Source organism: Citrobacter amalonaticus, assembly GCF_002918555.1.
GTDB lineage: Bacteria > Pseudomonadota > Gammaproteobacteria > Enterobacterales > Enterobacteriaceae > Citrobacter_C > Citrobacter_C amalonaticus_A.
Map to the genome: position 1 here is coordinate 167,602 of NZ_PQMB01000003.1, position 25,516 is coordinate 193,117.

27 protein-coding genes are annotated in these 25,516 nt (G+C 53.5%); 15 read left to right on the forward strand and 12 right to left on the reverse strand.

Features of this window, described 5'->3' with window-relative positions:
* Positions 1-309 precede the first annotated feature (309 nt).
* Positions 310-549: a SymE family type I addiction module toxin gene (locus C3432_RS13365; protein WP_103777106.1), complete on the forward strand. Its 240-nt coding sequence runs from the start codon at positions 310-312 to the stop codon at positions 547-549.
* A 91-nt stretch (positions 550-640) separates the two neighbouring features.
* Here the strand turns inward: C3432_RS13365 and hycI are convergent, their stop codons facing one another.
* The 9 genes from hycI to hycA form a co-directional block, all read right to left on the reverse strand.
* Positions 641-1,111, reverse strand: a complete 471-nt coding sequence (hycI, locus tag C3432_RS13370; RefSeq protein ID WP_103777107.1) for a hydrogenase maturation peptidase HycI — start codon at positions 1,109-1,111, stop codon at positions 641-643.
* Positions 1,104-1,514, reverse strand: coding sequence for a formate hydrogenlyase maturation HycH family protein (locus C3432_RS13375; RefSeq protein WP_103777108.1), 411 nt, complete (start codon positions 1,512-1,514; stop codon positions 1,104-1,106). The genes hycI and C3432_RS13375 overlap by 8 nt, the downstream gene beginning before the upstream one ends.
* Positions 1,511-2,278, reverse strand: coding sequence for a formate hydrogenlyase subunit HycG (hycG, locus tag C3432_RS13380; protein ID WP_103777109.1), 768 nt, complete (start codon positions 2,276-2,278; stop codon positions 1,511-1,513). Before hycG ends, C3432_RS13375 begins: the two co-directional genes overlap by 4 nt.
* Positions 2,278-2,820: a formate hydrogenlyase subunit HycF gene (gene hycF / locus C3432_RS13385; protein WP_103777110.1), complete on the reverse strand. Its 543-nt coding sequence runs from the start codon at positions 2,818-2,820 to the stop codon at positions 2,278-2,280. Before hycF ends, hycG begins: the two co-directional genes overlap by 1 nt.
* Positions 2,821-2,829: 9 nt before the next feature.
* The gene (gene hycE, locus C3432_RS13390) at positions 2,830-4,539 is read right to left on the reverse strand and encodes a formate hydrogenlyase subunit HycE (protein ID WP_103777111.1); all 1,710 of its coding nucleotides are present in this window, start codon (positions 4,537-4,539) and stop codon (positions 2,830-2,832) included.
* Positions 4,540-4,556: 17 nt separating this feature from the next.
* Positions 4,557-5,480 carry a respiratory chain complex I subunit 1 family protein gene (locus C3432_RS13395; protein WP_103777112.1) on the reverse strand — a complete coding sequence of 308 codons (924 nt, stop codon included), beginning with the start codon at positions 5,478-5,480 and terminating at the stop codon, positions 4,557-4,559.
* A gap of 2 nt (positions 5,481-5,482) precedes the next feature.
* Positions 5,483-7,309, reverse strand: coding sequence for a formate hydrogenlyase subunit 3 (gene hycC / locus C3432_RS13400; RefSeq protein ID WP_103777113.1), 1,827 nt, complete (start codon positions 7,307-7,309; stop codon positions 5,483-5,485).
* Positions 7,306-7,917, reverse strand: a complete 612-nt coding sequence (locus C3432_RS13405; protein ID WP_103777114.1) for a 4Fe-4S dicluster domain-containing protein — start codon at positions 7,915-7,917, stop codon at positions 7,306-7,308. The genes hycC and C3432_RS13405 overlap by 4 nt, the downstream gene beginning before the upstream one ends.
* Positions 7,918-8,062: 145 nt before the next feature.
* A complete protein-coding gene (gene hycA / locus C3432_RS13410; RefSeq protein ID WP_103777115.1) occupies positions 8,063-8,524 on the reverse strand; it encodes a formate hydrogenlyase regulator HycA in 462 nt (153 codons plus the stop codon).
* A 223-nt stretch (positions 8,525-8,747) separates the two neighbouring features.
* On the opposite strand from hycA, the gene hypA reads away from it, so the two are divergent.
* The 7 genes from hypA (at position 8,748) to C3432_RS13445 (ending at position 15,050) form a co-directional block, all read left to right on the forward strand.
* Positions 8,748-9,098: a hydrogenase maturation nickel metallochaperone HypA gene (gene hypA, locus C3432_RS13415; protein WP_103777116.1), complete on the forward strand. Its 351-nt coding sequence runs from the start codon at positions 8,748-8,750 to the stop codon at positions 9,096-9,098.
* 3 nt (positions 9,099-9,101) lie between these two features.
* Positions 9,102-9,974 (forward strand): hydrogenase nickel incorporation protein HypB, encoded by an 873-nt coding sequence (hypB, locus tag C3432_RS13420; protein WP_103777117.1) that lies wholly within the window; start codon positions 9,102-9,104, stop codon positions 9,972-9,974.
* Positions 9,965-10,237, forward strand: coding sequence for a hydrogenase 3 maturation protein HypC (gene hypC, locus C3432_RS13425; protein WP_103777118.1), 273 nt, complete (start codon positions 9,965-9,967; stop codon positions 10,235-10,237). Before hypB ends, hypC begins: the two co-directional genes overlap by 10 nt.
* A complete protein-coding gene (gene hypD / locus C3432_RS13430) occupies positions 10,237-11,358 on the forward strand; it encodes a hydrogenase formation protein HypD (RefSeq protein WP_103777119.1) in 1,122 nt (373 codons plus the stop codon). Before hypC ends, hypD begins: the two co-directional genes overlap by 1 nt.
* Positions 11,355-12,365, forward strand: a complete 1,011-nt coding sequence (gene hypE, locus C3432_RS13435; protein ID WP_103777120.1) for a hydrogenase maturation carbamoyl dehydratase HypE — start codon at positions 11,355-11,357, stop codon at positions 12,363-12,365. Before hypD ends, hypE begins: the two co-directional genes overlap by 4 nt.
* A gap of 79 nt (positions 12,366-12,444) precedes the next feature.
* Positions 12,445-14,520, forward strand: a complete 2,076-nt coding sequence (gene flhA, locus C3432_RS13440) for a formate hydrogenlyase transcriptional activator FlhA (RefSeq protein ID WP_103777121.1) — start codon at positions 12,445-12,447, stop codon at positions 14,518-14,520.
* 101 nt (positions 14,521-14,621) lie between these two features.
* Positions 14,622-15,050 carry a TOBE domain-containing protein gene (locus C3432_RS13445; RefSeq protein WP_146050920.1) on the forward strand — a complete coding sequence of 143 codons (429 nt, stop codon included), beginning with the start codon at positions 14,622-14,624 and terminating at the stop codon, positions 15,048-15,050.
* Between the two features lie 42 nt (positions 15,051-15,092).
* Here the strand turns inward: C3432_RS13445 and C3432_RS13450 are convergent, their stop codons facing one another.
* Together C3432_RS13450 and dcuC are read right to left on the reverse strand one after the other, a co-directional pair.
* A complete protein-coding gene (locus tag C3432_RS13450; RefSeq protein WP_103777862.1) occupies positions 15,093-15,437 on the reverse strand; it encodes a nitrous oxide-stimulated promoter family protein in 345 nt (114 codons plus the stop codon).
* Positions 15,438-15,544: 107 nt separating this feature from the next.
* On the reverse strand, positions 15,545-16,912 hold the full coding sequence (dcuC, locus tag C3432_RS13455) for a C4-dicarboxylate transporter DcuC (protein WP_103777863.1): 1,368 nt from the start codon (positions 16,910-16,912) through the stop codon (positions 15,545-15,547).
* Positions 16,913-17,255: 343 nt separating this feature from the next.
* Between dcuC and C3432_RS13460 the strand changes: the two genes are divergently transcribed.
* On the forward strand, positions 17,256-18,149 hold the full coding sequence (locus tag C3432_RS13460) for a MurR/RpiR family transcriptional regulator (protein ID WP_103777123.1): 894 nt from the start codon (positions 17,256-17,258) through the stop codon (positions 18,147-18,149).
* 40 nt (positions 18,150-18,189) lie between these two features.
* Here C3432_RS13460 and C3432_RS13465 read toward each other — a convergent pair whose 3' ends face one another.
* Positions 18,190-19,560, reverse strand: coding sequence for a class-II fumarase/aspartase family protein (locus tag C3432_RS13465; protein WP_103777124.1), 1,371 nt, complete (start codon positions 19,558-19,560; stop codon positions 18,190-18,192).
* A gap of 409 nt (positions 19,561-19,969) precedes the next feature.
* Here C3432_RS13465 and C3432_RS13470 point away from each other — a divergent pair, with 409 nt between their 5' ends.
* The 6 genes from C3432_RS13470 to sitD all read left to right on the forward strand — a co-directional run bounded on the left by C3432_RS13470 (position 19,970) and on the right by sitD (position 25,424).
* Positions 19,970-21,007 (forward strand): porin, encoded by a 1,038-nt coding sequence (locus tag C3432_RS13470; protein WP_103777125.1) that lies wholly within the window; start codon positions 19,970-19,972, stop codon positions 21,005-21,007.
* A 10-nt stretch (positions 21,008-21,017) separates the two neighbouring features.
* Positions 21,018-21,800, forward strand: a complete 783-nt coding sequence (locus tag C3432_RS13475; RefSeq protein WP_103777126.1) for an SGNH/GDSL hydrolase family protein — start codon at positions 21,018-21,020, stop codon at positions 21,798-21,800.
* 195 nt (positions 21,801-21,995) lie between these two features.
* On the forward strand, positions 21,996-22,913 hold the full coding sequence (locus C3432_RS13480; protein ID WP_103777127.1) for a metal ABC transporter substrate-binding protein: 918 nt from the start codon (positions 21,996-21,998) through the stop codon (positions 22,911-22,913).
* Entirely contained in the window at positions 22,910-23,728 is an 819-nt protein-coding gene (sitB, locus tag C3432_RS13485) for an iron/manganese ABC transporter ATP-binding protein SitB (RefSeq protein WP_103777128.1), read from the forward strand. The genes C3432_RS13480 and sitB overlap by 4 nt, the downstream gene beginning before the upstream one ends.
* A complete protein-coding gene (gene sitC / locus C3432_RS13490; RefSeq protein WP_103777129.1) occupies positions 23,725-24,585 on the forward strand; it encodes an iron/manganese ABC transporter permease subunit SitC in 861 nt (286 codons plus the stop codon). Before sitB ends, sitC begins: the two co-directional genes overlap by 4 nt.
* A complete protein-coding gene (gene sitD / locus C3432_RS13495; RefSeq protein ID WP_103777130.1) occupies positions 24,576-25,424 on the forward strand; it encodes an iron/manganese ABC transporter permease subunit SitD in 849 nt (282 codons plus the stop codon). The genes sitC and sitD overlap by 10 nt, the downstream gene beginning before the upstream one ends.
* Positions 25,425-25,516: the final 92 nt, after the last annotated feature.

Genomic DNA, 25,516 nt, shown 5'->3' on the forward strand with positions numbered 1-25,516 from the left:
CATACTCTAAATAATTCGAATTGCAGGAAGGCGAGGACGAAGGACAGGTCGGGTAACAAAGCCAGCTTATCTGCAACATGAAGAATGAGGAGTATATAACGTCCCTGAACAACGCCGAAATATAATATAATTACCGTTTCAGTCAGAGAAGAGAATATTCCCCCTGTCGTTATCGACTTCTCTTTCTTTTGCATTATTTGCATTCTGTTTTCTGGATCTGCCTTCCAGTTTCGGGTTTGCCCTCCCCCATTTTTACTGGCATTTTATTCAGTAGTTTTCCATCGCTTTATTCGTAACAAGGGAGTGTTTATGTCTGGTGAGAATGGCAATGCCGAAGCGGTTATCAACAAACCCTTACGTCATTTTAAAGTCAGCTATGTCAGAGTACGGCATGAAGATCGCAAGACCGGTTTTACACGCCGTATAAGCCGTCATGCTTCACTCACGCTGAACGGAGACTGGCTGGAACAGGCAGGTTTCCCAACGGGCACGTCGGTAAAAGTGTCGGTTACGCAGGGGAAATTAATTATTGAACAAGCGGGTGAATAGTCTGTTTCGATGGCGTCGACGTTATCCGGATGGTGGTAATGCGGCACACCATCCGGTATTAAGTGCCCTTAGCGCCTGATGGGCCAGATGCTCAGGCTTCCGGCGCCTCTAATTCAGCGAACCCACCGTGGCCCTGCCACGCTTCCAGGCGCTGATACACGGTTTCTACCGCTTCCTTGATTGCCTGAGTCATTGGATAACAGAAGCCCACGATATCCGGCTGAATCCCGAGGAAAATCACCTCGCCGACGTCGTCTTTCAGCTGGTCAATCAGGAAATTGAGCGGCATGTTGTGGGTGGTCATCATAAACATTTCGGCGATATCATCCGGATCGATAATGCGGATCTCACCGGGATTAAGTCCCATATCGGTGGCATCGACAATTAACAGTCGATCCGGGTGCCGCTCGCGGATCGCCACAATATCGTTTTCCGGCGCGCTGCCGCCGTCGATAACAATCCAGTTCCCTTTGGCCTGCTCCGCGCACATTTGGGCCAGCAGCGGCCCCGCGCCGTCGTCGCCCATCATACTGTTGCCAACACACAATAAAACGTCAGTCACGGTGTCTCCTGACCATCAAATAAATGGCGCTTTCCTGATGAATATTATGCAGCATACTGAGCATCAGCTTGCTCCATGCCTGCTGCTGCGGCGTCTGTACCGCCCGTGCGTTGTCAAACGCGGGCGCCAGCATTTGCACGTGGTTAAAATCAATGACGATCTCACCATACTTCGGCACGCCTTCCATTTTACGCCTGGCCTCGCTTCCCTCTTCCAGCGTCGAAATCCATGCCAGATACTCTTCCCACGGGCAGGTCAGCGCCGCTTCGAGGCAGTCGATGATCCCAAGGTGATGACCAATCGCCAGGCTGTAATAGACAACCTGCTGGGCCTCGGTGGGCGTCGCATCGTTCTCATCAATAAACTTACGGCTCAGTTGACTGAACACCACCGTTTCACTCATCGGATACGCGCCTCTTCAACAACATGGTTAAGGTGAGTGACGATTTCGGTCAGACGCGGATCGTTTTCCGCCTCCAGCCAGCGCGCCACCTGATGTTCACCCTGCCCCAGTTGGTTAAGGTAACTATCGGCGATCTGACGACCATAGCGATAACCCGCCAGCCGCCGCGCTTCGCGGTCCACCTTCACACGCAGCGGCTGTACCATATCGGGATGCAAAATATCTGCCGGCTGGTCGTCCCGTTCACCGGGTGCACGAGCGTGAATTTTCTGCTCCAGCAGGCCAAGCGCCATCGCAAAACCATACAGCGTAGCCGCAGGCGTTGGCGGGCATCCCGGAATGTAGACATCCACCGGTACGATTTTGTCAGTCCCGCCCCAGACGCAGTACAGATCGTGAAAGATACCACCGCTGTTGCCGCAGGCGCCATAAGAGATACAAATCTTCGGATCCGGCGCGGACTGCCAGGCGCGCAGCGCCGGAGAGCGCATCGCACGGGTCACCGCCCCGGTAAACAGCAGAATATCCGCATGACGCGGAGACGGTACGACTTTGATACCGAAGCGTTCAGCGTCAAACAACGGGGACAGAGTAGCAAAAATTTCAATTTCACAACCGTTGCAGCCGCCGCAGTCCACACGGTAGACGTAAGCCGAACGCTTAATATTTTTCAGTAAAGACGCCTTCATGCTGGCGATGGACTCATCCACCGTCATCGGTACCGGAATACCGTTAGCGTCACGTGGGCCTAATAAATTGCTCATCAGCTGGCCTCTTTCATATGGCGAGTCAGTTCAATACGGTCGGACGGCACCAGGCATTTCTGACGCTTGCAGTCCGGGCAGGTCTCAAAGCTTTCGCGGTGATGTTCCGCGCGGCTGTCACCGTTGTGCTTCAGCAGCGCAATGGCATAATCAACCTCTTTCTGCACCGCGAAAGGACGATTGCACACCCGGCAGTTGCACAGCGCAAAGCGTGACTGCTGAAGGAAATCCTCTTTTTTCCACACCGCCAGTTCATACTCCTGAGAGAGCTTAATCGCCGCCGTCGGGCACACCTCCTCGCAGCGAGCACAGAAGATGCAGCGCCCCAGATTGAACTGCCAGGCCAGCTCGCCGGTGGCAAGCAGTGTTTCAACCGTCAGGGCATTCGACGGGCAGGCATTCACGCAGGCCGCGCAGCCAATGCACTGCTGCGGATTATGTTCCGGCTTACCGCGGAAATTTTTATCAACCGCAATCGGCTCCAGCGGGTAAGACGAAGTCGGCGCGCCGGTTTTGATGACTTTTTTGATAAAGGTAAACATGGCGATTCCTTATTTCAGCGGTGAGTTTTTACGCTCAATGCTGTAGCGCTCAAGTTCTTTGTACGGCACGACTTTGCTCTTTTTCTTACGCACGTCCACCACGGTCATGCGGTCGGTACAGGAGTAGCAAGGGTCGAGACTGCCAATAATCAGCGGCGCGTCAGATACCGTATTGCCACGCAGCATGTAGCGCAGGGTCGGCCAGTTGGCGTAGGTCGCCGCACGGCAGCGCCAGCGGTACAGCTTCTGGTTGTCACCGGTCATGCTCCAGTGGATATCATCGCCACGCGGCGCTTCCGAGAAGCCCAGCGCAAAGCGATGCGGAATATAGGTAAAGCCTTCCACCATCAGCGGGCCGCCAGGCAGATTGTCCAGACCGAAGTCGATCATATTCAGCGAGGTGTACACTTCGTTGATGCGCACCTTCAGACGGGAGATCACATCGCAGCCCTGCTCGCTGTGAACTTCCATCGGCAGCAGGCCATAGCCGACAAACGGGTGATCGGCACGGGTATCGCGGGCGTGGCCGCTGGCGCGCACCATCGGACCAACGTTGCTGAAGTCACGGGCAATTTCCGGATCCAGACGGCCAATCCCCACGGTGCGCTGCTCCATATTTGGCGTGCTGAGCAGCATATCCACCAGCTCCTGCACGTCGCGACGCATCTGCTGCGCCAGTTGCCGGGTCTGGATCATGTCCTCTTTCAGCAGATCGCGACGAATCCCGCCGATCAGGTTCAGGCCATAGGTTTTGCGCGCCCCGGTGAGGATCTCCGCCATCTTCATGGATGTTTCACGCACCCGGAAGAACTGCATAAAGCCGGAGTCAAAACCGGTGAAGTGGCAGGCCAGCCCGAGGTTCAGCAGGTGTGAATGCAGGCGCTCCACCTCCAGCAGAATGGCGCGGATCGTTTGTGCGCGTTCCGGCACCACGATCCCCATCGCATTCTCGACGGAGGTGGTATATGCGGTACTGTGGGCAAAGCCGCAGATGCCGCACACGCGGTCCGACAGGAAGGTGACTTCGTTGTAGCCCATGCGGGTTTCCGCCAGTTTTTCCATACCGCGATGGACATAGAAGAGACGATAATCCGCGTCAATGATGTTCTCACCGTCTACAAACAGGCGGAAATGCCCCGGTTCATCAGAGGTGACGTGTAACGGACCAATCGGCACCACGTTGTTTTTCTTGTCACCCAGCTCGTTGATGAATTCATAGGTTTCGGTATCGGTGGTCGGCGCCGGACGCTGGCGATAATCCATGCTGTCTTTACGCAGCGGATAGAGTTCGTCCGGCCAGTCATCCGGCAGCACCAGACGCCGTTCATCCGGCAAACCTACCGGGATCAAACCGTACATGTCGCGCACTTCACGTTCGCCCCAGACGGCGGCCGGCACACGCGGCGTCACCGACGGGTATTCCGGTTTGTTCGGATCCACTTCAACACGCACCGTTACCCAGCACTTCGTCCCCTGCTCCATCGACAGCACATAGTAAACGGCGTAATGCCCGCACAGCTGGCGTTCGTCGTTACCAAACAGCACGGAGAGCCATCCCCCCTGTTTGTAGTAGAGAAACTCCACCACTTCCGGCAGAGAGTTCACCTTCACGGTGATGGTTAGCTGATCTTTGGTCTGCCAGGCTTCGTCCAGCACCACGCCCGGAAACGCCTGGTGCAGCGCTGCGAGATATTGTTGACCTGGTTTTTCTTCTTTCATTGTTAAATTCTCTTAAATCACGCCGCCAGCAAGGAGACGAATGCTAAAAACGCAAACCCAAAACCGGCCCAGGTCACGCGTGAAGTGGCGCAAAAACGCAGGCGCGCCATGCTGTTTTCAAACAGGGCGATCGCCAGCACGCCGAGGATCAGTTTTACAATGGCAATCACCAGCGCCAGCAGCAGCCCACCGACGCTGAAGGTTTCCATCTGCCCCCAGGGCAGGAATACGCCAACAAACATCTGTAATACCACCAGCTGTTTCAGGCTGATCCCCCACTTCAACACCGCAAAGCCGCTGCCGCTGTATTCGGTTAACGGTCCCTCCTGAAGCTCCTGCTCCGCTTCCGCCAGGTCAAACGGTAGCTTGCCCATTTCGATAAAGGTGGCGAAAGCACAGGCGCACAGCGCAAGAATCAACGGAATGCTACGGGCGACAGGCCAGTGGTAAATGGTGTCGGTGATATTGCTGATATGGGTAGAGCCAGCGACCTGCGCGGCGACCCACAGGCCCAGCAGCAGAATCGGCTCCACCAGCACGCCAAGCATGGCTTCACGGCTCGCCCCGATAGCGGTGAACGGGCTACCGGTATCCAGACCGGCGATGGAAAAGAAGAAGCGCGCAATCGCAAAAAGGTAGATCAGGGTGATCAGATCGCCCAGCTGCGGCAGCGGGGAACCGATCGTCACCACCGGCAGCGCGGTAGCGATAGTCAGCATGACGCCCACCATCACAAACGGCGTCAGACGAAAGACCCAGCCGGAATCGGCAGGCGCAACGCTCTGACGACCCAGCAGTTTGATAATATCCCGGTACTCCTGCAACACCCCCGGACCGCGACGATTATGCAGCCGGGCACGCGCCACGCGGGTAATGCCGGACAGCAATGGCGCAGCGGCGAATAACACCAGCGCCTGAATTAACGGATATAACACACTCATTCTCAGGCTCCTCGTGAAACCACAATCACCACCAGTACCGCCAGCTCTATCAGTGCCAGACGACGGAACAGAACCGGTGCGGCTGCGTTCTGCCAGCCCGGAACCCGCGATACCGGGTTTAGCCATTTACGCAGTTTAAGCACCGGGGCAAACGCCTCTTTCACCGGCATAGCAAAACCGTGAGCGGTAATCACCATTGACTGCTCATGGTCGTAGCCGCAGACCCATGCCGCACCGCGTGAACGTGACGGCAGACGGTTACCTTTGAAAATGACCATGATGATGAACGGCAGCAGCGGACAGGCAATCAGCAGCAGCGTGATCATTGGCTGAGAAACGGTGGTATTCGCCGTCTCCAGCGGCAGCGGCACTGCAGCCGAGAGCATTGGCAGCAGCCACGGCGCGGCAACGCCGCCCGTTACGCAGCAGATAGCCAACGCAACTACGCTAACGCCCATCAGGACTGGCGCACAGCAGGCGTTTTCCGCTTCTTTCGTACGCGGCGCGCCCAGGAAAGTGACGCCATAGACCTTCGCCATACACATCACCGCCAGCGCCCCGGTAATCGCCAGGCCGACAGCCAGCAACGGCCCCAGCAGACGCCCCACAAATGCCCCGCTGTTACCCAGTTTGAAGAAGGATTGATAGATAACCCACTCACCGGCAAACCCGTTCAGCGGCGGCAGCGCGGCCATCGCCATCAGTCCCACCAGCATCGCCAGCGAGATAACCGGCATACGTTTACCTATGCCGCCCAGCTTTTCGATGTCGCGGTGCCCGGTGCGAAACCAGATGCTGCCCGCGCCCAAAAACAGCACGCTTTTGAACAGGCTATGATTCATCAGATGATAAAGACCACCGGTCAGACCAAGTGCCACCAGCGCCGGTTGATTCAGGGCGATCCCGGCCACCCCCGCGCCCAGGCCGAGCAGAATGATGCCGATATTTTCCAGAGTGTGGTACGCCAGCAGACGCTGAATGTTATGTTCCATCAGCGCATACAGACCGCCGACAAACGCGGTGATCATGCCGAGCACCAGGAGCAACACGCCCCACCACAGCGGCGCGTTACCGCCAATCAGCGACAAAGAGAGAATGCCCAGCAGACCGACCTTCATCACCACGCCAGAGAACAGCGCCGCGGCCGGGGCGCTGGCGTTGGCGTGTGCCTGCGGCACCCAGCCGTGCAGCGGGATGATCCCGGCCAGCAGACCAAAGCCCGCCACGCCGGTCAGCCAGATATCGGCGCCGAGCGGTAGCTCCTGCGTGCGCAGATCGAGCAGGCGCAGATCCAGGGTGCCATAGCGCTGCCACACCAGACAGCAGACGATCGCCAGCAGCAGCGTACCGATACGCCCCAGCGCAAACCACAGCTTGCCCTCTTTGCTGCACCCGGTCAGAAATACCGCGCACAGCGCCATGATTTCCGCCATCACCACCAGCGCGCCGAGATTGCTGGCAACCACGGCGCAAACCGCAGCCGCCAGCAGCAGGTTCAACAGCAGCCCGTTAGCCTTCACTTGCGAATGCCGGTGCCAGTCAATGTTGTACAGGCTGACAAACAGCCCGCACAGACCCAGCGTAATCAGCCAGATGGAATTCAGCGGCGTAATTTGCATACCGTGCCCAATCAGCGGCATCACGCCGCTGACCGCAATGGCGTGAGTCAGCACGGTGAAACCGGCGGCGGCCGTACACAAACTGCCAACCGCGCCGCCAATCCCGGCAATCCAGCCGCTCAGCGCTTTATGGAAGGAGAAGAGAAATGCCAGAACGGCGGCGGCAGAAAACCAGGCCACCCCGCTGTTAATTAGTGAAATTGCGCTCATTTTGCATCCCCACGTTGAGCCTGCTGAAACAAGGTGAGATCGCCGAAATCGGTATTGAACGTCAGCTCACGTTTACGTTTGCTGGCGCGAGCGATATCCCTGTTATTCACCAGATGCAGAGCTTTGGTCGGGCACATCCGCACACAGGCCGGTCCCTGCTCATCAAAGCTGCACAAATCACATTTCACGGCGATGGCGCGTACGCCCGGAACCCAGTCCAGCAGCGTGCTGACGCGAGCCGGGGCCGGTGGCGCGGGCGGCGCTTTTGGCGAGTTGGCGTTAGCCGGAATGTGTAGCGGACGGCTGCCGGAGAATTCAATTGCCCCAAACGGACAAGCGATCCCACACAGTTTGCAGCTCACGCACAGGCTTTCATTCAGCTGTACGGCACCATTAACGCGATTGATGGCGTTGACCGGGCAGACCCCGGCACAAGGCGCATCTTCGCAGTGGTGACAGAGCTGCGGTGCAGATTCTTTTTCATTAAGCATCACTTTCAGGCGCGGCATTGACTGCAGGCCGTGCTGGCGATGCGTCTCTGAACAGGCGGCCTCACAGGTGTGGCAGCCGATACACAGAGAGGAGTCAGCAATTACAAAACGATTCACCAGGCATTCCTCAGGTGATAGTCATTTTTGACGAAAACATGCCGATGAAATGTCATTTTCGACACCCATCGACACGCCCATCCCCAAAACCATCGCGACGCTGCGTGCAGCAACATCGCGAAGCAAAACGGGCAGCGCCTCGCCCTCAATTCGCCGGGCACTGTCCCTTAACCAGCTGGCTCAGATTGACGGGGGAATTGGTTTCCACCGCGGCATATAAGCTGTCGTAAACGCTGGCGATTTTCCCAAGATAGTGTTCCAGCACCTGTCCGCGATCGCGGTTGCTGACCTGGTTGTCAACGTTGCCGTCAATATCCAGCTGCGCGCGCGCAACGAGCTGCTTATCTTCGCCATCCTGTGTTTCGACGTAATACTCGATGGTATGGCTGTTAAAGCCATCCGCCAGCGTGACGTAGATACGGAAGTGTTCGAAAAGAACGAAGCAGAGGTCTTTTTCCGGCGCACAGCTCATTGCATGATGCAGACGCGCTTTTGACAGGGTGATCCCCTGAACCAGCGAATTGCAGTAAATATGCCACTGGTCCTGTAGGCGACGATGCCGCTGTGCGATGTAATCGGCTTTTTCGCTTATTTCCCAAATAGTCATGTCAGGTTACCCGTTTAACTGAGATAGCCTGCCTTAAGCATTTTTCATGCCATATTTTAATCCATTGTTTTATATGAATTTATAAATAATTCGTCAGGTTTCGACGCCGTGACGACGTGTCATTTCGTCATTGTCGACATCCCTGAAAAATGCAGATTTTCACTCTGGCATGGTTATTGCTTGCTATCGACCGGTATGGCGGGTAACAACTTTGGGAGGCGATATGCACGAAATCACCCTCTGCCAGCGGGCACTGGAATTGATTGAACAACAGGCGGCGCAACATAGTGCCAGGCGGGTAACCGGGGTCTGGCTCAAAATTGGCGCATTTTCTTGCGTCGAAACCAGCGCTCTCACCTTTTGTTTTGATCTGGTATGCCGCGGCACCGTGGCGGAAGGTTGTAAACTGCATCTCGAAGAGCAAGAAGCCGAGTGCTGGTGCGAATCTTGTCAACAATACGTCACGCTACTGACTCAACGCGTACGCCGTTGTCCACAATGCAATAGCGCGATGCTGCGTATTGTGGCCGATGATGGGTTACAGATTCGACGAATAGAAATAGATGAGGAGTGAGCGATGTGTACAACATGCGGTTGCGCTGAAGGCAACCTTTATATAGAGGGTGACGAGCATAACCCTCATTCCGCGTTTCGTAGCGCCCCCTTTGCCCCGGCAGCCCGCCCGGCGCTCAATATTACCGGCGTGAAAACGGCTAATTTTACTCCGGACCAAACCGCAGAAGGCGACTTGCACTATGGCCACGGTGAAGCCGGAACCCACGCGCCGGGCATGAGCCAGCGCCGTATGCTGGAAGTGGAAATCGACGTGCTGGACAAAAATAACCGTCTGGCAGAGCGTAACCGCGCCCGCTTCGCCGCCCACCAGCATCTGGTTCTCAACCTTGTATCCAGCCCCGGCTCCGGTAAAACCACCCTGCTGACCGAAACGCTGATGAAGTTAAAAGACAGCGTGCCGTGCGCCGTGATTGAAGGCGACCAGCAAACGGTGAATGACGCCGCCCGCATCCGTGCAACCGGTACGCCCGCCATCCAGGTTAACACCGGTAAAGGTTGCCACCTCGACGCGCAAATGATCGCTGACGCCGCCCCACGCCTTCCGCTGGAGGATAACGGCATTCTGTTTATTGAAAACGTCGGCAATCTCGTCTGCCCCGCCAGCTTTGATCTCGGCGAACGCCATAAAGTGGCGGTGCTTTCCGTGACCGAAGGCGAAGACAAGCCGCTGAAGTATCCGCACATGTTTGCCGCCGCCTCGCTGATGCTGCTCAATAAAGTCGATCTGCTGCCGTACCTGAATTTCGACGTTGAGAAGTGCCTCGCCAGCGCCCGGGAAGTGAACCCGGAAATCGAAATCATCCTGATTTCCGCCACCAGCGGCGAAGGGATGGATCAATGGTTAAACTGGCTGGAGGCACAGCGATGTGCATAGGCGTTCCCGGCCAAATCCGCACGATTGATGGCAACCAGGCGAAGGTTGATGTCTGCGGTATTCAACGCGACGTCGATCTGACGCTGGTTGGCAGCAGCGACGAGAACGGTCAGCCGCGCCTGGGTCAGTGGGTGCTGGTTCATGTTGGCTTCGCCATGAGCGTGATTAATGAAGCCGAAGCGCGCGACACCCTCGACGCGCTGCAAAATATGTTTGATCTGGAGCCGGACGTCGGCGCTTTGCTGTATGGTGAGGAGCGATAATGCGTTTTGTTGACGAATACCGGGCGCCGGAACAGGTGATGCAGTTAATTGAGCATCTGCGTGAACGCGCCGCCCATCTCCCTTATACCGCCGAACGTCCGTTACGTATTATGGAGGTCTGCGGCGGCCATACGCACGCCATTTTCAAATTTGGCCTCGACCAGCTGCTGCCCGATAACGTGGAGTTTATCCACGGTCCCGGCTGCCCGGTCTGCGTGCTGCCGATGGGCAGAATCGACAGCTGCGTGGAGATCGCCAGCCATCCGGAGGTGATTTTCTGTACCTTCGGCGACGCCATGCGCGTGCCGGGCAAACAGGGGTCGCTGTTACAGGCTAAAGCACGCGGTGCTGATGTACGCATCGTCTACTCGCCGATGGATGCGCTCAAACTGGCGCAGGACAATCCGACCCGCAAAGTGGTCTTCTTCGGCCTGGGCTTTGAAACCACCATGCCGACCACCGCCATCACGCTGCAACAGGCCAAACTGCGTGACGTGCAGAACTTTTACTTTTTCTGTCAGCACATCACGCTCATCCCGACGCTGCGTAGCCTGCTCGAACAACCCGACAACGGTATTGACGCATTTCTCGCACCGGGACACGTCAGCATGGTCATCGGTACCGGCGCCTATCATTTTATTGCCAGCGAGTTTCACCGCCCGCTGGTGGTCGCTGGATTTGAACCGCTTGATCTGCTGCAAGGCGTGGTCATGCTCGTTGAGCAGAAAATAGCGGCCCACAGCCAGGTTGAGAATCAGTATCGCCGCGTGGTGCCGGATGCCGGTAACCTGCTTGCGCAACAGGCTATGGCTGACGTTTTTTGCGTCACCGGCGACAGCGAATGGCGCGGACTGGGCGTGATCGAATCCTCGGGCGTACATCTGACCGCCGATTATCAACGCTTCGACGCCGAAGCGCATTTCTGCCCGGCGCCGCAGCAGGTGTATGACGATCCGCGCGCCCGCTGTGGTGAAGTGCTGACCGGCCGATGCAAACCGCATCAGTGCCCGTTGTTTGGCAAAACCTGTAACCCGGAAAGCGCGTTCGGCGCACTGATGGTCTCTTCCGAAGGGGCATGTGCCGCGTGGTATCAGTATCGTCAGCAGGAGTGTGAAGCGTGAATAATGTACAACTCGCCCACGGTAGCGGCGGCCAGGCTATGCAGCAGTTGATCAATAGCCTGTTCATGGAGGCCTTTGCGAATCCGTGGCTGGCGGAGCAGGAAGATCAGGCGCGTCTTGATCTGGCGCAGCTGGTGGCAGAAGGCGATCGTCTGGCCTTCTCTACGGACAGCTATGTCATCGACCCGCTCTTTTTCCCCGGCGGCAACATTGGCAAGCTGGCAATTTGCGGCACGGCCAACGACGTTGCGGTCAGCGGGGCGATCCCTCGCTATCTCTCCTGCGGCTTCATTCTTGAAGAAGGTCTGCCGATGGAGACGCTGAAAAGCGTGGTTAACAGCATGGCTGCCACCGCGCGCGAAGCGGGCATCGCCATCGTCACCGGTGACACGAAAGTCGTCCAGCGCGGCGCGGCGGATAAGCTGTTTATTAACACGGCCGGAATGGGAGCTATTCCGGCTAATATTCACTGGGGCGCACAAACGCTGACGGCGGGTGACGTCTTGCTGGTCAGTGGCACCCTCGGGGATCACGGCGCCACCATTCTCAACCTGCGTGAGCAGCTGGGTCTGGATGGTGAACTGGTCAGCGACTGTGCGGTATTAACGCCGCTTATCCAGACGCTGCGCGATATCGCAGGCGTGAAGGCGCTGCGCGACGCCACCCGCGGCGGCGTTAACGCGGTGGCCCACGAGTTTGCCGCGGCCTGCGGCTGTGGAATAGAGCTGTCTGAATCCGCACTGCCGGTGAAACCCTCCGTGCGCGGCGTTTGTGAACTGCTGGGGCTGGATGCGCTTAACTTTGCCAACGAAGGCAAACTGGTGATTGCCGTTGAGCGGCAGGCTGCGGAACAGGTCCTGAACGCGCTACGTGCGCATCCTTTAGGCCGTGATGCCGCCCTGATTGGTGAAGTGGTTGAACGTAAAGGTGTTCGCCTGGCCGGTCTTTATGGCGTGAAGCGTACCCTTGATTTGCCACACGCTGAGCCGCTCCCTCGTATATGCTAATCACCTTCAACCCGTTCCTGTATCTATAATTCATTGACCGTTTTCGCACCGCTTTGCGGTGCTTTCCTGGAAAAGCAACATGTCGTATACACCAATGAGCGATCTCGGGCAGCAAGGATTGTTCGATATCACTCGTACATTATTACAGCAGCCCGATCTGGCTTCACTCACTGACGCGCTTTCGCAACTGGTAAAACGGTCAGCGCTTGCCGACAGCGCGGCTATTGTGTTGTGGCAGGCGCAAACGCAGCGCGCGTCCTATTACACCACGCGTGAAAATGGTGACCCCGTCGAGTACGAGGACGAAACAGTACTGGCGCACGGCCCGGTTCGCCGCATTCTTTCTCGCCCTGATGCGCTGCACTGTAATTATCACGAATTCTGTGAAACCTGGCCGCAGCTCGCTTGCGGCGGGCTTTACGCGACGTTCGGGCACTATTGCCTGCTGCCCCTGGCGGCGGACGGGCGCATCTTTGGCGGCTGTGAATTTATCCGCAAGGAGGACCGCCCCTGGAGCGAAAAAGAGTACGAACGTCTGCAAACCTTTACGCAGATTGTCGGGGTCGTTGCCGAGCAGATTCAGTGCCGGGTTACCAATAATGTTGACTACGATCTGTTATGCCGCGAGCGCGATAATTTCCGTATTCTGGTTGCCATCACTAACGCCGTGCTGTCCCGACTGGACATTGATGAACTGGTCAGTGAAGTCGCCAAAGAAATTCACCATTACTTCAACATTGACGACATCAGCATTGTGCTGCGCAGTCACCGCAAGAATAAGCTGAACATCTATTCCACACACTATCTGGATGAGAATCATCCCGCCCACGAGCAAAGTGAAGTGGATGAAGCGGGCACGCTCACTGAGCGGGTGTTCAAAAGCAAAGAGATGCTGCTGATTAATCTGAACGAGCGGGATGCGCTTGCCCCCTACGAACGAATGCTGTTCGATACCTGGGGTAACCAGATACAGACGCTGTGCCTGCTGCCGCTGATGTCCGGCAATACCATGCTCGGGGTGCTTAAGCTGGCGCAATGCGAAGAAAAAGTGTTTACCACCACCAACCTGAAGCTGCTGCGCCAGATTACGGAACGCGTGGCCATTGCCGTCGATAACGCCCTCGCCTACCAGGAGATCCACCGCCTGAAGGAGCGGCTGGTGGATGAGAACCTGGCGTTGACCGAGCAACTCAACAATGTCGACAGTGAATTCGGTGAAATCATCGGCCGCAGCGAGGCAATGTACAGCGTCCTCAAACAGGTTGAGATGGTCGCCCAGAGCGACAGTACCGTGCTGATTCTTGGCGAAACAGGCACGGGTAAAGAACTCATCGCCCGGGCTATCCACAACCTGAGCGGGCGTAACGCACGCCGGATGGTGAAAATGAACTGCGCGGCTATGCCCGCCGGACTATTAGAAAGCGATCTGTTTGGTCATGAACGTGGGGCCTTCACCGGTGCCAGCGCCCAGCGTATTGGTCGCTTCGAACTGGCGGATAAAAGCTCGCTGTTCCTCGACGAAGTGGGTGATATGCCGCTGGAGCTGCAACCCAAACTGCTGCGCGTATTGCAGGATCAGGAATTTGAGCGCCTTGGCAGTAACAAGCTGATCCAGACCGACGTGCGGTTGATCGCCGCCACTAACCGCGACCTGAAAAAGATGGTTGCCGACCGTGAATTCCGTAACGATCTCTACTATCGTCTGAATGTATTTCCAATCCAGCTGCCGCCGCTGCGCGAACGCCCGGAAGATATCCCGCTGTTGGTTAAAGCTTTTACCTTCAAAATAGCACGTCGCCTGGGACGCAACATCGACAGTATTCCTGCGGAAACTTTGCGCACGCTCAGCAATATGGAGTGGCCGGGGAACGTACGCGAGCTGGAGAACGTGGTGGAGCGCGCCGTGCTGCTCACTCGCGGCAACGTACTGCAACTGTCGCTGCCGGATGTCAGTATTACGCCGGGCGTCCCGCCGGTTGCCACCGAAGTCGCCCAGGAAGGAGAAGACGAATATCAGCTCATTATGCGGGTACTGAAAGAGACAAATGGTGTTGTCGCAGGGCCAAAAGGGGCAGCACAACGGCTGGGGCTTAAGCGTACGACCCTGCTGTCGCGCATGAAGCGTTTAGGGATTAATAAGGATATGCTGGCTTAATCAACATCGCGGTACGGTTGTCTACCCGACAGATGATGCCTTGACGTGCTCTGAAAGATGGTATGTTTATACACGATAATAACGCATTAAAAGGAGGCACTATGGCAGTATCAGCACGTAATCAACTGACCGGAACAATTAGCGCAGTCGCAACGGGCGCAGTTAACGATGAAATTGAACTGACGCTGGAAGGTGGTGCAAAACTGGTGGCCATTGTCACTCACAGCAGCCAGCAGGCGCTGGGTCTGGCAAAAGGGAAAGACGCTATTGCTCTGATCAAAGCGCCATGGGTGACGCTGGCGACAGAAGATTGCGGTTTGAAGTTCTCTGCCCGTAACCAGTTTGCGGGTAGCGTTTCTCAGGTAACTGAGGGCGCGGTCAATGCGACTGTGCATATCAAAACCGATGCAGGTTTTGAAATTGTGGCCGTTGTCACCAACGAGAGCCAGCAAGAGATGAAACTGAGCCTGGGCAGTCGCGTTATCGCACTGATTAAAGCCTCAGCGATTCTGATTGCGACCAAAGCGTAATCAGAATCAATTGCCGGATAGTGCATTTCCTGTCCGGCATACTTACTTCTTACGCTGATATTTTTCCGGCAGTTCCGGTACGGGACGCCTGTCGTCAATAAGATGACGCACGGTCAGAATGGGATGACGCCATAACATTCCCGGCCCAGCCCAACGCATGATTTGCTTCATCTCTTCGCGTTTCGCAGGCTGGTAGCAGTGTACCGGACACTGCTTACAGGCCGGTTTCTCCTCACCAAAAATACACTTGTCCAGGCGCTTTTGCGCATAGGCAAGCAGCGCGTCGTAATGCCCTTGTTCTTCTGAGGCTTGTGGGCATCGACGCTCATACAGCGCAATCATCTTCTCTATCGTCAGTTTTTCGCGAACGATACGCTTTGAGGACATGGTACCTCCAAAAATAAGTTGCATAAATAATACACCTTAATACTGGAGGCAACCAGAGTCGCACGCTGTCTGTTCAGAGGCTGCAATCCATCAGCACCAACAGCCTCTCAAATCAGCACATAGTTTGCTATTAACATCACGACAATCCCCGCCAGCGCCGGAGGTAATGTTCTTCTGACAATCATAAACGGCGAGCATTCACCCGCTTTACTCACAGCGATAATGATACCGGCAACCGGTGAAATGGAGCGCCCCATTCCCGCCATCAGCTGCATCGGCAGGATCATATTGACCGCGTTTTCACCAAATTTTGCCGCAATAGAGGGAGCCAGACCAGAAAAGGAGAAAAATGCCGCCACCCCAGACCCGGTCAGCACAGCGGTAACCCCCACCAGGGCAGTCATCACCAATGTCATGCTGGTGAAGCCCAGCCCCGCGCTTTGCACAGAGTGCAGCAGATAATCTACGGCGCCAATTTTTTGCAGGCCCTGCGCGTAAATATCGGCACACACCAGCAATGAGACGATGCTGGTGAACATACTGCCCATGCCTTTAAAAAAGACTTGCAACCCTTTGCAACAGGCCTTGAAATCGCGAGTTGAAATCAGTTCAAAAAAGAATGCAACCACCGCCCCTAATATCATCGCGGTAACCACGTCGATTTTAATCGCTTTGACCACCAGTGGGCTAAATACCAGGACCAGAATAACGGGTAAGACGGGTAACAGCGCATAAATAGCGGGCACATTACGCCCCGCCTCTTCAGCTTCAGCCACTTCCTGCGATCCTGGAACAAAGCCGTCTTTTATATCGAAAAATTTCGCGGTAAAGAAAATAACGACAGCCACGGTGACCATCACAACAGCAGCAACCGGCATTTGGTAATGGACAAAATAAATGGCGCTTTCCATTCCTGCATGATTCGCCGCCAGATTGGCCGTTCCGACTGCCGGTCCCAAATCCATAAATGCGCATAAACCGATCATCGCAGCGGCAGAGGCTTTACTTACGCCCAGGCGCACCAGAACAGGAAAGAAGGTCACCAGCAGCAACATGGCTAACCCCGCGGCGCTGGAAATCGCGACATGCAGCAGCTGCGCACAAATATAGCCAAGAGCAAGGATCAGATAAGGCGCTTTTATTACTTGCAGAGGACGAATACACATATTTACCATCGCATTGGAGGCTTTTATGTGATCCATATAACTGGCAAATCCCCCTGCCGCCATGATGATTAAACCAATGCCGGCAATTTGCGTAGTCAGTGATTCTTTCGCAAAACTAAAGATATCCAGCCATGCTGAACCGGTGGATTTTGCTTTCCCATAAAGAATACTATTTTCAGGATAAAACAGAGTTGTCACCGTTAATAATGTTAACCCTGCAAATAATAAAACAGTTTGCGGCTGGTAATTTTTCACAATTAGCCATGCAGCAATTGCTGTTATGACTATTGCGATAATAAATGCAGTCATAATAATAATCCCTATACCATGCAAATCATATATTTCAGCATTATGCAATAAGTTTTTTCCATCTGCCATGTAAAAAAACATGCGCATATGCCATGAGAATATGTCCGTCGTGTAGTGTATTAAACTTAATTTTGCATTTTGATCGTAATTGATTGCGCCACAGCAAAACAGGGGAAATATACTTTCCCACTTTTTTTTGTGAGTAAGATCTCAAGTTGTCTGATTATTCTGTAATATGTCTTGTATGAACGTAAATCAATCTATTATCTGTGCCTGAATCATTGACGGCAGGGGTGCATTTGCATATAACATTCTTAATATAAACGGCTACTGGATGCTGCGCATGTACAGAAAAAACAGTTTAAGTCTGGATGAGTATAATTCACTCACGCCAGATCCTGACGATCTGACAGAGTCAGAATCACGGCTCAATGAATATATTAATAAGCACTTCAGCGAATTGCCCTACCACGGAATTGTAGACTTATCGCAAAATGCGATGGTCAGTAAAGCGACGATTGGCCGCTTTCTGAATAAACTGGGGTTCACAGGCTACGCGGCATTCCGAAGAGCATTAGATACAACGCTTTCAAAAAATAAAATCGCCGCACCATTTGAAAAAAACATCCGTCAGCGCGATAAAAACAACGCCAACACGGAACAGATTGTTGCGACATTTAACAGCAATATTACATTGTTATTCAATGAATTTAAAAATAACATCGATATCAACAATCTGAATAAATTTATTGATCTGATTTTAAATGAGCAACGTCAGATTTACGTCGTTGGCCCCGCCTCATCTCACGCGATAGCAATTCATTTTTGTACGCTGCTGAAGTACTTCCGCAGCAACATCACGTTACTTTATACGGATGTAAGCGAACTCCCTAAGCAAATGATTAATATAGGAGAAAATGACATACTTATTGTTTTCTCCTATTATCGATTTAATCGGGTTGCGCTCAATATAGCTAAGTGGTTCAGAAAGAGAAATGCCGTTGTCGTGTTGATCACCAATTCTGAGGCAAACCCTTATGGAAAATTTTGCGATTTCCAGTTTGTCCTTCCCAGCGACGCAGGATCAATATTCCAGAGCCGGATTCTGGGGTTCTTTTTTGTTGAATTGATTCTGCATCTCGCGTATGAGAAAAGCGAGAGTGAAGGAAATTTCGCCAGTCTGGAAGAACTCTTTGTCTTCTTTGAAACATTTTCGGCTTTTTCATATAACAATTGATCGGGTGAGATCGGGAGGTTCTTCCTCCCGAACAGGCATATTATGCAATCGCCATTGCTCTCAGCTCATCAAATACCGCGACGACTTCTTTGATGAGGGCATCATTACTGCCGATATAAGAGAGGGGATCGCAGGCCTCACTCATTTCCTGCAAAGACAACGAGGCGCAAATTTCCGGGTGGTTTCTGGCCAGCTCGATAAGGTTTTGTTGTCCATTAACATCCTTGAGCATATTCTTAACCAGATTATACGCAGGCTCACGACCAATCTTAGAAGCAAGTCTCATACTCAACGATTCTGACATGATAAAGAACTGAGAGCAGTTAAAATTAGCGAGCATCTTCTCTTCATTAACAATCAGATGAGAAAGCAGGCTTCTGGCTCTTTTCAGGCTGGCGGATAGCGCATTCGACGCTTCCGGCAGGATTGTCCAGTTAAGTACCCTCATGGATGCCGCGCGCACATCCTGCTGATCGAGCATTGCTGGCGCGCCAGAGGCATACATCCAGCCCATTCTGGCCAGCGTTTGAATCATGTTGCTGGCGCGTGGATTGGCTTTGTGCGGCATGGTGCTGGATCCGCCGCCGCCTTCGCCTTCCAGTACTTCCGCAACAGGCGTACGCCCCATTGTTTCCACATCATTTGCCAGACGACATAGCGTGCCATGAATAAGCGCAAAGCACTGCACAACCTCCACAATCGCATCCTGGCTGGCATTATTAACGCCACTGGGCACATTAAGTCCCAGTGCCTTCATCAGCCGATCGCGCGTCACCATTCCCTGCGGACCGACAGAGGCAAGGTTCCCCACCGCACCGCCAAACAGGCCGGTAATGGCTCGCGGGTAGATTTGCCGGAGCCGGATAAGATGGCGGTTAATTTCCGTCAGATAGCTGGAGACATGTAGTCCCCACGTCGTGGCTGAAGCATCAACTGAATTCGTCCGCGCCACCATGACGGTACGAATATGCCTGAGCGCCATGGATTTCATCTCATCGCCAACATCCGTCAACTGCTGATACAGTAACCGCAGCGTCTGCTGTAATCTCATCGCCACACCGGAATCCAGTAAGTCCTGAGTGGTGCATCCCCAATGGAGATACTGGCTCACTAACGGCGTACCGGCAGCAGAAATCTGATCAATTAGCGGCTTTATCGCCATTCCGACAGTTTGCGTTCCCTGTGCCAGCGCTGGCCAGTCAACGTCCAGTTTCTGACACGTGTGCTCAATTTCATCTGCCGCCTGTAAGGGAATAATCCCCAGCTCGCTCTGAACGCGGGCGATTGTCGTTTCAAATTTTAGCCAGCAGTTCACCAGATTCTCGTCGGACCAAATTTGATGCATTCTTTCTTCTGTAAAAAGCGGAGAATAGAGATCAGAATCAAATACTGTTGTTTGTTTCCCGTACATAAAGCGTCTCTCCAGCGATGAAAGCGAGATGATATAAAATGTAGTTAATGAATCTTGCGGGATCTGAAGGTACATTAACAGGGGAAAATGATATTCCCATTCATGAAGCGGTCATGAGAATTTTGTTTTCCCTCATTTTCTGACGGCCTCGAGAAAAAATGGGATAAGATTCACAATTTTTCGATAACGACGTGAGATGCAATCTTCATTTAATTTATTAGCCCACAAAAAATATTAGACATTTTTATATATGGATAATATCTGACATCTTTATGCGCCAAAAGTCACATTTTGTCATGAGAAATAATAATTCCCATATCAACTGACTTCTTTTTGCTCAAACAATCTCCGGGAAGTAAATGGCGCATTCTACCAGATGGACAATTTGATTGTTACTTTGAGGGATAACATGAATATAAAATATATTTATCTTCTTTTACTGACCGGAATCTCGACCTCTTCGTATGCCATGAATATCTATAATAAAGATGGGAATACGCTGGATATCTATGGACGTATTGAGGGAAAAATAGCGAATGGCGAGAACTCTTATGCCGGAAGTGAAACACGAACCAATCTTGGAGGTCGCTTAGGGATTTATCTTACCCGTGAGTTAGAGTTTATTCCTGAGACCAGCATTGTCGGGCGCCTGGAATGGCAGGTACGAACCGAAAAAAACGACAGTAATACCGGTGAAAGTGACCTGAAAGCCCGCTATTCCTGGATCGGTTTATCAAACAAAACCTGGGGAGAACTCATTGTCGGTAGAACCCGAAACCCAATGTACCAGGTGATGAAAATGACTGATAAATATAAAAACTTCACCCCCAATGTATACAATTACGGGATCACGACCATTGATAACTCTTACCAGTACAACCGTCAGGACGGTACCGTACAATGGAACGCTAAATTTGCAGGTAATGAGATACAGCTGGCGTGGATCGCAGGCAATGGTAGCAGTAATGATACCCTCGATTATGGCGCTATGGGGAGTTACCGAAACACGCTCAGATTGGGTGATTTCAGGTTGACGCCTGCCGTCGCCATCAGTCGCTACAAGCGCCAGGACGGCGTTGTTACAACTGACGGGCGGAATCAAAATGACCAGATCATGGCCGGTCTGCAGCTCAGTTATAAGGACTTTGAAGCAGCGGTCACGGCATTACGGACATCCATTGCACGAGACAATAAAAGCGATAATAACTTTAAAGGCATGGACTCACTGATCTCATGGAAAATGGGAAAATTCAAGTTTCTTACCGGTTATAGTTTTTTAGATGAACAGGATAAAGATATCTATGAAAAAGAGGACTGGCGTGTTGAAACCCAGGTCACGCTGGCAAATAACACGTGGTTATCATTTACTTACGATAAAGCATTCGCTAATAAAAATCAGAAAGTGAATGATGACGCTTTCATTGTTGGTCTCCGCTACGACTTCTGACAGGTGATTTATGAAGAAAAAATTATCGTGCGCTATCGGTATCTTATTTTTATTCGGCAGCGCCTGCACATATGCAGATACCTTATTAGCCTCCTCACCACGAGCAAAAATGGAAGGCGATAATAAAATTATTGCATTGTATGGAAATTCATTCACTTTTTATAATAATAATATTAATACCCGACTGCGCGATCTGAGCCGTTCGCTATTAGCCGATCACGCCAGGGGATACCAATACCGGGGGATCACCATTTCCAGCGGTCGTTTGGGCTGGCAGATCGATAACCTTGCTTTTCAGAATACATTGCAAAAATGGGATGTTGTTATCCTGCAAGGCAATTCAATGGAGCCTATCTCTAAAAAGGAGAGTACCCGCCAAAATTTTGTCGAATCCGCAACCAAAATGGCTGATATGGCCCATAAAGCAGGCTCAAAAGTGGTTTATTTTATGACCTGGCCTGGTCGTGATAAGCCGGAAGATGGTCAGAAACTTGCCGACGCTTACCTTTCTGTCGCGCAAAAAACCGGTGGCTACGTCGCGCCGGTAGGGCTGGCTTTTGACAGGGCCAGCAAAACGCATCCGGAGATTAATCTTTACTACCATGACGGCGTGCATCCTTCGATGGCAGGAACCTATTTAGCCGCCTGCGTGTTCTTTGCAACCTTATACAACCAGTCCCCCGTAGGAGGCGCGCTCCCTGTCGATACGGACATGACCCCGGAAACTGCAAAAGCCTTACAGCAGATCGCATGGGAAACGGTTACTGACTTTCAAAAACCATCAACACGCTAAGATAGCGTAACGTCCCGTTCACTACGCCTTAAATATCCGGCACGCCGACCCCTCCACGGGCGGTGTGCCCCACTTCCGATGTGACTCCCCCGCCACGCAAATAAGAATTATTTTCATTTATTCATACCCTGTGCTATATAACATAGCACAGGCTATATTCGATGATTAATTAACCACCTTGTTTAGAGGGATACTATGTCAACTCTGCCTCGCCTGAAATCGTTCTTTATTGCTGGCGTCCTTGCAACGCTCGCGCTCTCTCCTGCGTATGCAAAAGATAAATTTAAAGTGATTACCACCTTTACCGTTATCGCCGATATGGCGAAAAACGTCGCGGGGGATGCGGCAGACGTCAGCTCTGTTACCAGGCCAGGGGCAGAGATTCATGAATACCAACCCACTCCCGGCGACATTAAACGGGCGCAGGGGGCACAGCTGATCCTCTCTAACGGCCTGAATCTGGAATTGTGGTTTGCCCGCTTCTACCAGAATCTGTCCGGCGTGCCGGAAGTGACCGTCTCTGACGGCATTAAGCCAATGGGCATTACGGAAGGTCCGTACAACGGCAAACCCAACCCGCACGCCTGGATGTCAGAAGAGAATGCCCTGATCTACGTGGATAATATTCGCAACGCGCTGGTGAAATACGATCCGGTAAACGCGGCGACCTACCAGAAAAATGCCGAAAGCTACAAAGCGCAGATCCGCCAAACAATGGCGCCCTTGCGTGCGGCGCTGGCTAAAATTCCCGCCGACAAACGCTGGCTGGTAACCAGCGAAGGGGCGTTTTCTTATCTGGCGCGCGACAACCATCTCAAAGAGCTGTACCTCTGGCCGATCAATGCCGATCAGCAGGGCACGCCAAAACAGGTTCGCAAAGTGATCGACGCGATCAGAGAACATCAAATTCCAGCCGTATTCAGCGAGAGTACCGTCTCGGATAAACCGGCTCGTCAGGTCGCTCGTGAGTCCGGCGCGCACTACGGCGGCGTCCTGTACGTCGATTCTCTGAGCTCAGCCGATGGTCCGGTGCCAACCTGGCTTGATCTGCTGCGCGTCACCACCGAAACCATTGTCACCGGGATTAACGACGGTATGAGGAGTCAAAAATGAGTCAATCTGCGATTACCGTTAACCACGTGACGGTGACGTATCGCAACGGACATACCGCGCTGCGGGATGCCACCTTTCAGGTACCGGGCGGCTCAATTGCTGCGCTGGTCGGGGTCAACGGTTCCGGCAAATCCACGCTGTTCAAAGCGCTGATGGGCTTTGTCCGGTTGGCCAATGGCAGCATTTCTATTCTCCGGCAGCCCGTCGGTAACGCGCTGAAGCAAAATCTGATCGCCTACGTGCCCCAGTCGGAAGAGGTGGACTGGTCGTTTCCGGTGCTGGTGGAAGATGTGGTTATGATGGGGCGTTATGGTCATATGGGCTGGTTACGCCGACCGAAAGCGCACGATCGCGCCTGCGTCGACGCGGCGCTGGCGCGGGTGGATATGCTGGAGTATCGCTATCGTCAGATTGGCGAACTCTCCGGCGGACAGAAAAAACGCGTCTTCCTCGCCAGGGCTATCGCTCAGGATGGTCAGGTTATCCTGCTCGATGAGCCGTTTACCGGGGTGGACGTCAAAACGGAAGCCCGAATTATCGCGTTGCTCAGAGAGTTACGCGACGAGGGACGCACCATGCTGGTCTCAACGCACAACCTCGGCTCGGTCACTGAATTCTGCGATTATACGGTAATGGTCAAAGGCACCGTGCTGGCAAGCGGTCCCACCGACACCACCTTTACTACTGAGAACCTGGAGCAGGCGTTCAGCGGTGTTTTGCGCCACGTGGCGCTGAGCGGTGGTGAAGAACATGTGATTACCGATGACGAGCGTCCGTTTATTTCGAGGCGCGCGGCGGGAGGGAAGTCATCATGAACTGGCTGACAGAACCGTTTGGTTATCAGTACATGCTTAACGCCATGTGGGTTTCGGCGATGGTCGGCGGCCTGTGCGCCTTTCTCTCATGCTACCTGATGCTCAAAGGCTGGTCGCTGATTGGCGACGCCCTGTCGCATTCCATTGTGCCGGGCGTGGCGGGCGCATACATGCTGGGTCTGCCCTTCTCGCTCGGCGCATTTCTCTCCGGCGGCCTGGCGGCCGGCAGTATGCTGTTTCTCAACCAGCGCTCACGGCTGAAAGAAGATGCCATCATCGGCCTCATCTTCTCCTCTTTCTTTGGGATCGGGCTGTTTATGGTTTCCCTCAACCCGATGTCGGTGAATATCCAGACCATTATTCTCGGCAACGTGCTGGCTATCGCGCCGGAGGATATTGCGCAACTGGCGATTATCGGCGCAGTGTCTCTGCTTATCCTGATGCTGAAATGGAAAGACCTGATGGTCACCTTTTTCGATGAAAATCATGCCCGCTCAATTGGCCTCAATCCGGGTCGCCTGAAGCTGCTGTTTTTCACTCTGCTTTCGGTCTCCACCGTCGCCGCGTTGCAAACCGTCGGCGCCTTTCTGGTTATCTGCCTGGTCGTCACTCCCGGCGCAACCGCCTGGCTGCTGACCGATCGCTTTCCACGTCTGTTAATCATCGCGGTCGCCATTGGCAGCCTGACCAGCTTTTTCGGCGCATGGCTCAGCTACTGGCTGGATGGCGCAACCGGGGGGATCATCGTTGTTCTGCAAACCCTGCTGTTTCTGCTGACATTCATTTTTGCGCCGAAGCACGGTCTTCTGGCCAGTCGCCGTCGCGCCCGGCTGAATAAGGAGCCAACATGTTCTTAACCACGTTACTGGAACCTTTTCAGTTCGACTTTATGGTCAACGCGCTCATCATCTCCGCCATCGTTGCGATTCCCTGCGCGCTGCTGTCTGTTTTTCTGGTGCTAAAAGGCTGGGCGTTGATGGGCGATGCCATGAGTCATGCCGTCTTTCCGGGGATCGTTCTGGCCTATATTGCAGGTATTCCCCTGGCAATTGGCGCCTTTATCGCCGGGCTGTTCTGCGCTGTCGCAACGGGCTGGCTGGACGACAACAGCCGTATTAAGCGGGACACCATCATGGGGATAGTGTTCTCCGGCATGTTTGGCTCTGGGCTGGTGCTGTACGTGTCTATCCAGTCGGAGGTGCATCTTGACCATATTTTGTTTGGCGACATGCTTGGCGTATCGGTAAGCGATATCTTACAAACGGCGTTGATTGCGCTGGGGATAGCACTGGTTATCGGACTGAAATGGAAGGACTTATTGCTTCATGCCTTCGATCCGCATCAGGCGAAAGCCAGCGGTCTGAACACCACATTGCTGCACTATGGTTTGCTGTGCATGATTGCATTGACCATCGTGGCAACGCTGAAATCGGTAGGGATTATTCTGTCAATTTCGCTGTTAATTGCCCCTGGCGCGATTGCGATCTTACTGACTCGCCGTTTTGCCATCGCGCTGATGCTGGCAGTAACGCTGTCGGTGGTGACCTCATTTCTGGGCGTATATCTGTCGTTTTTCCTCGACAGCGCCCCTGCACCAACCATCGTTTTATTGTTTACGGTGACCTTTATTGCCGCATTTATCTGGTCCACTTTGCGCGATCGGCATTGCGAAACGCTGCACAGGCAACAGAGTTAAAAATCTGAACTGGAATCAGGATCGAGAAGTCACCTCGCGCCACTTTCCCTGAAATGCGTATCTCCGCTATTATGTGCCCCTTATGTGATAAC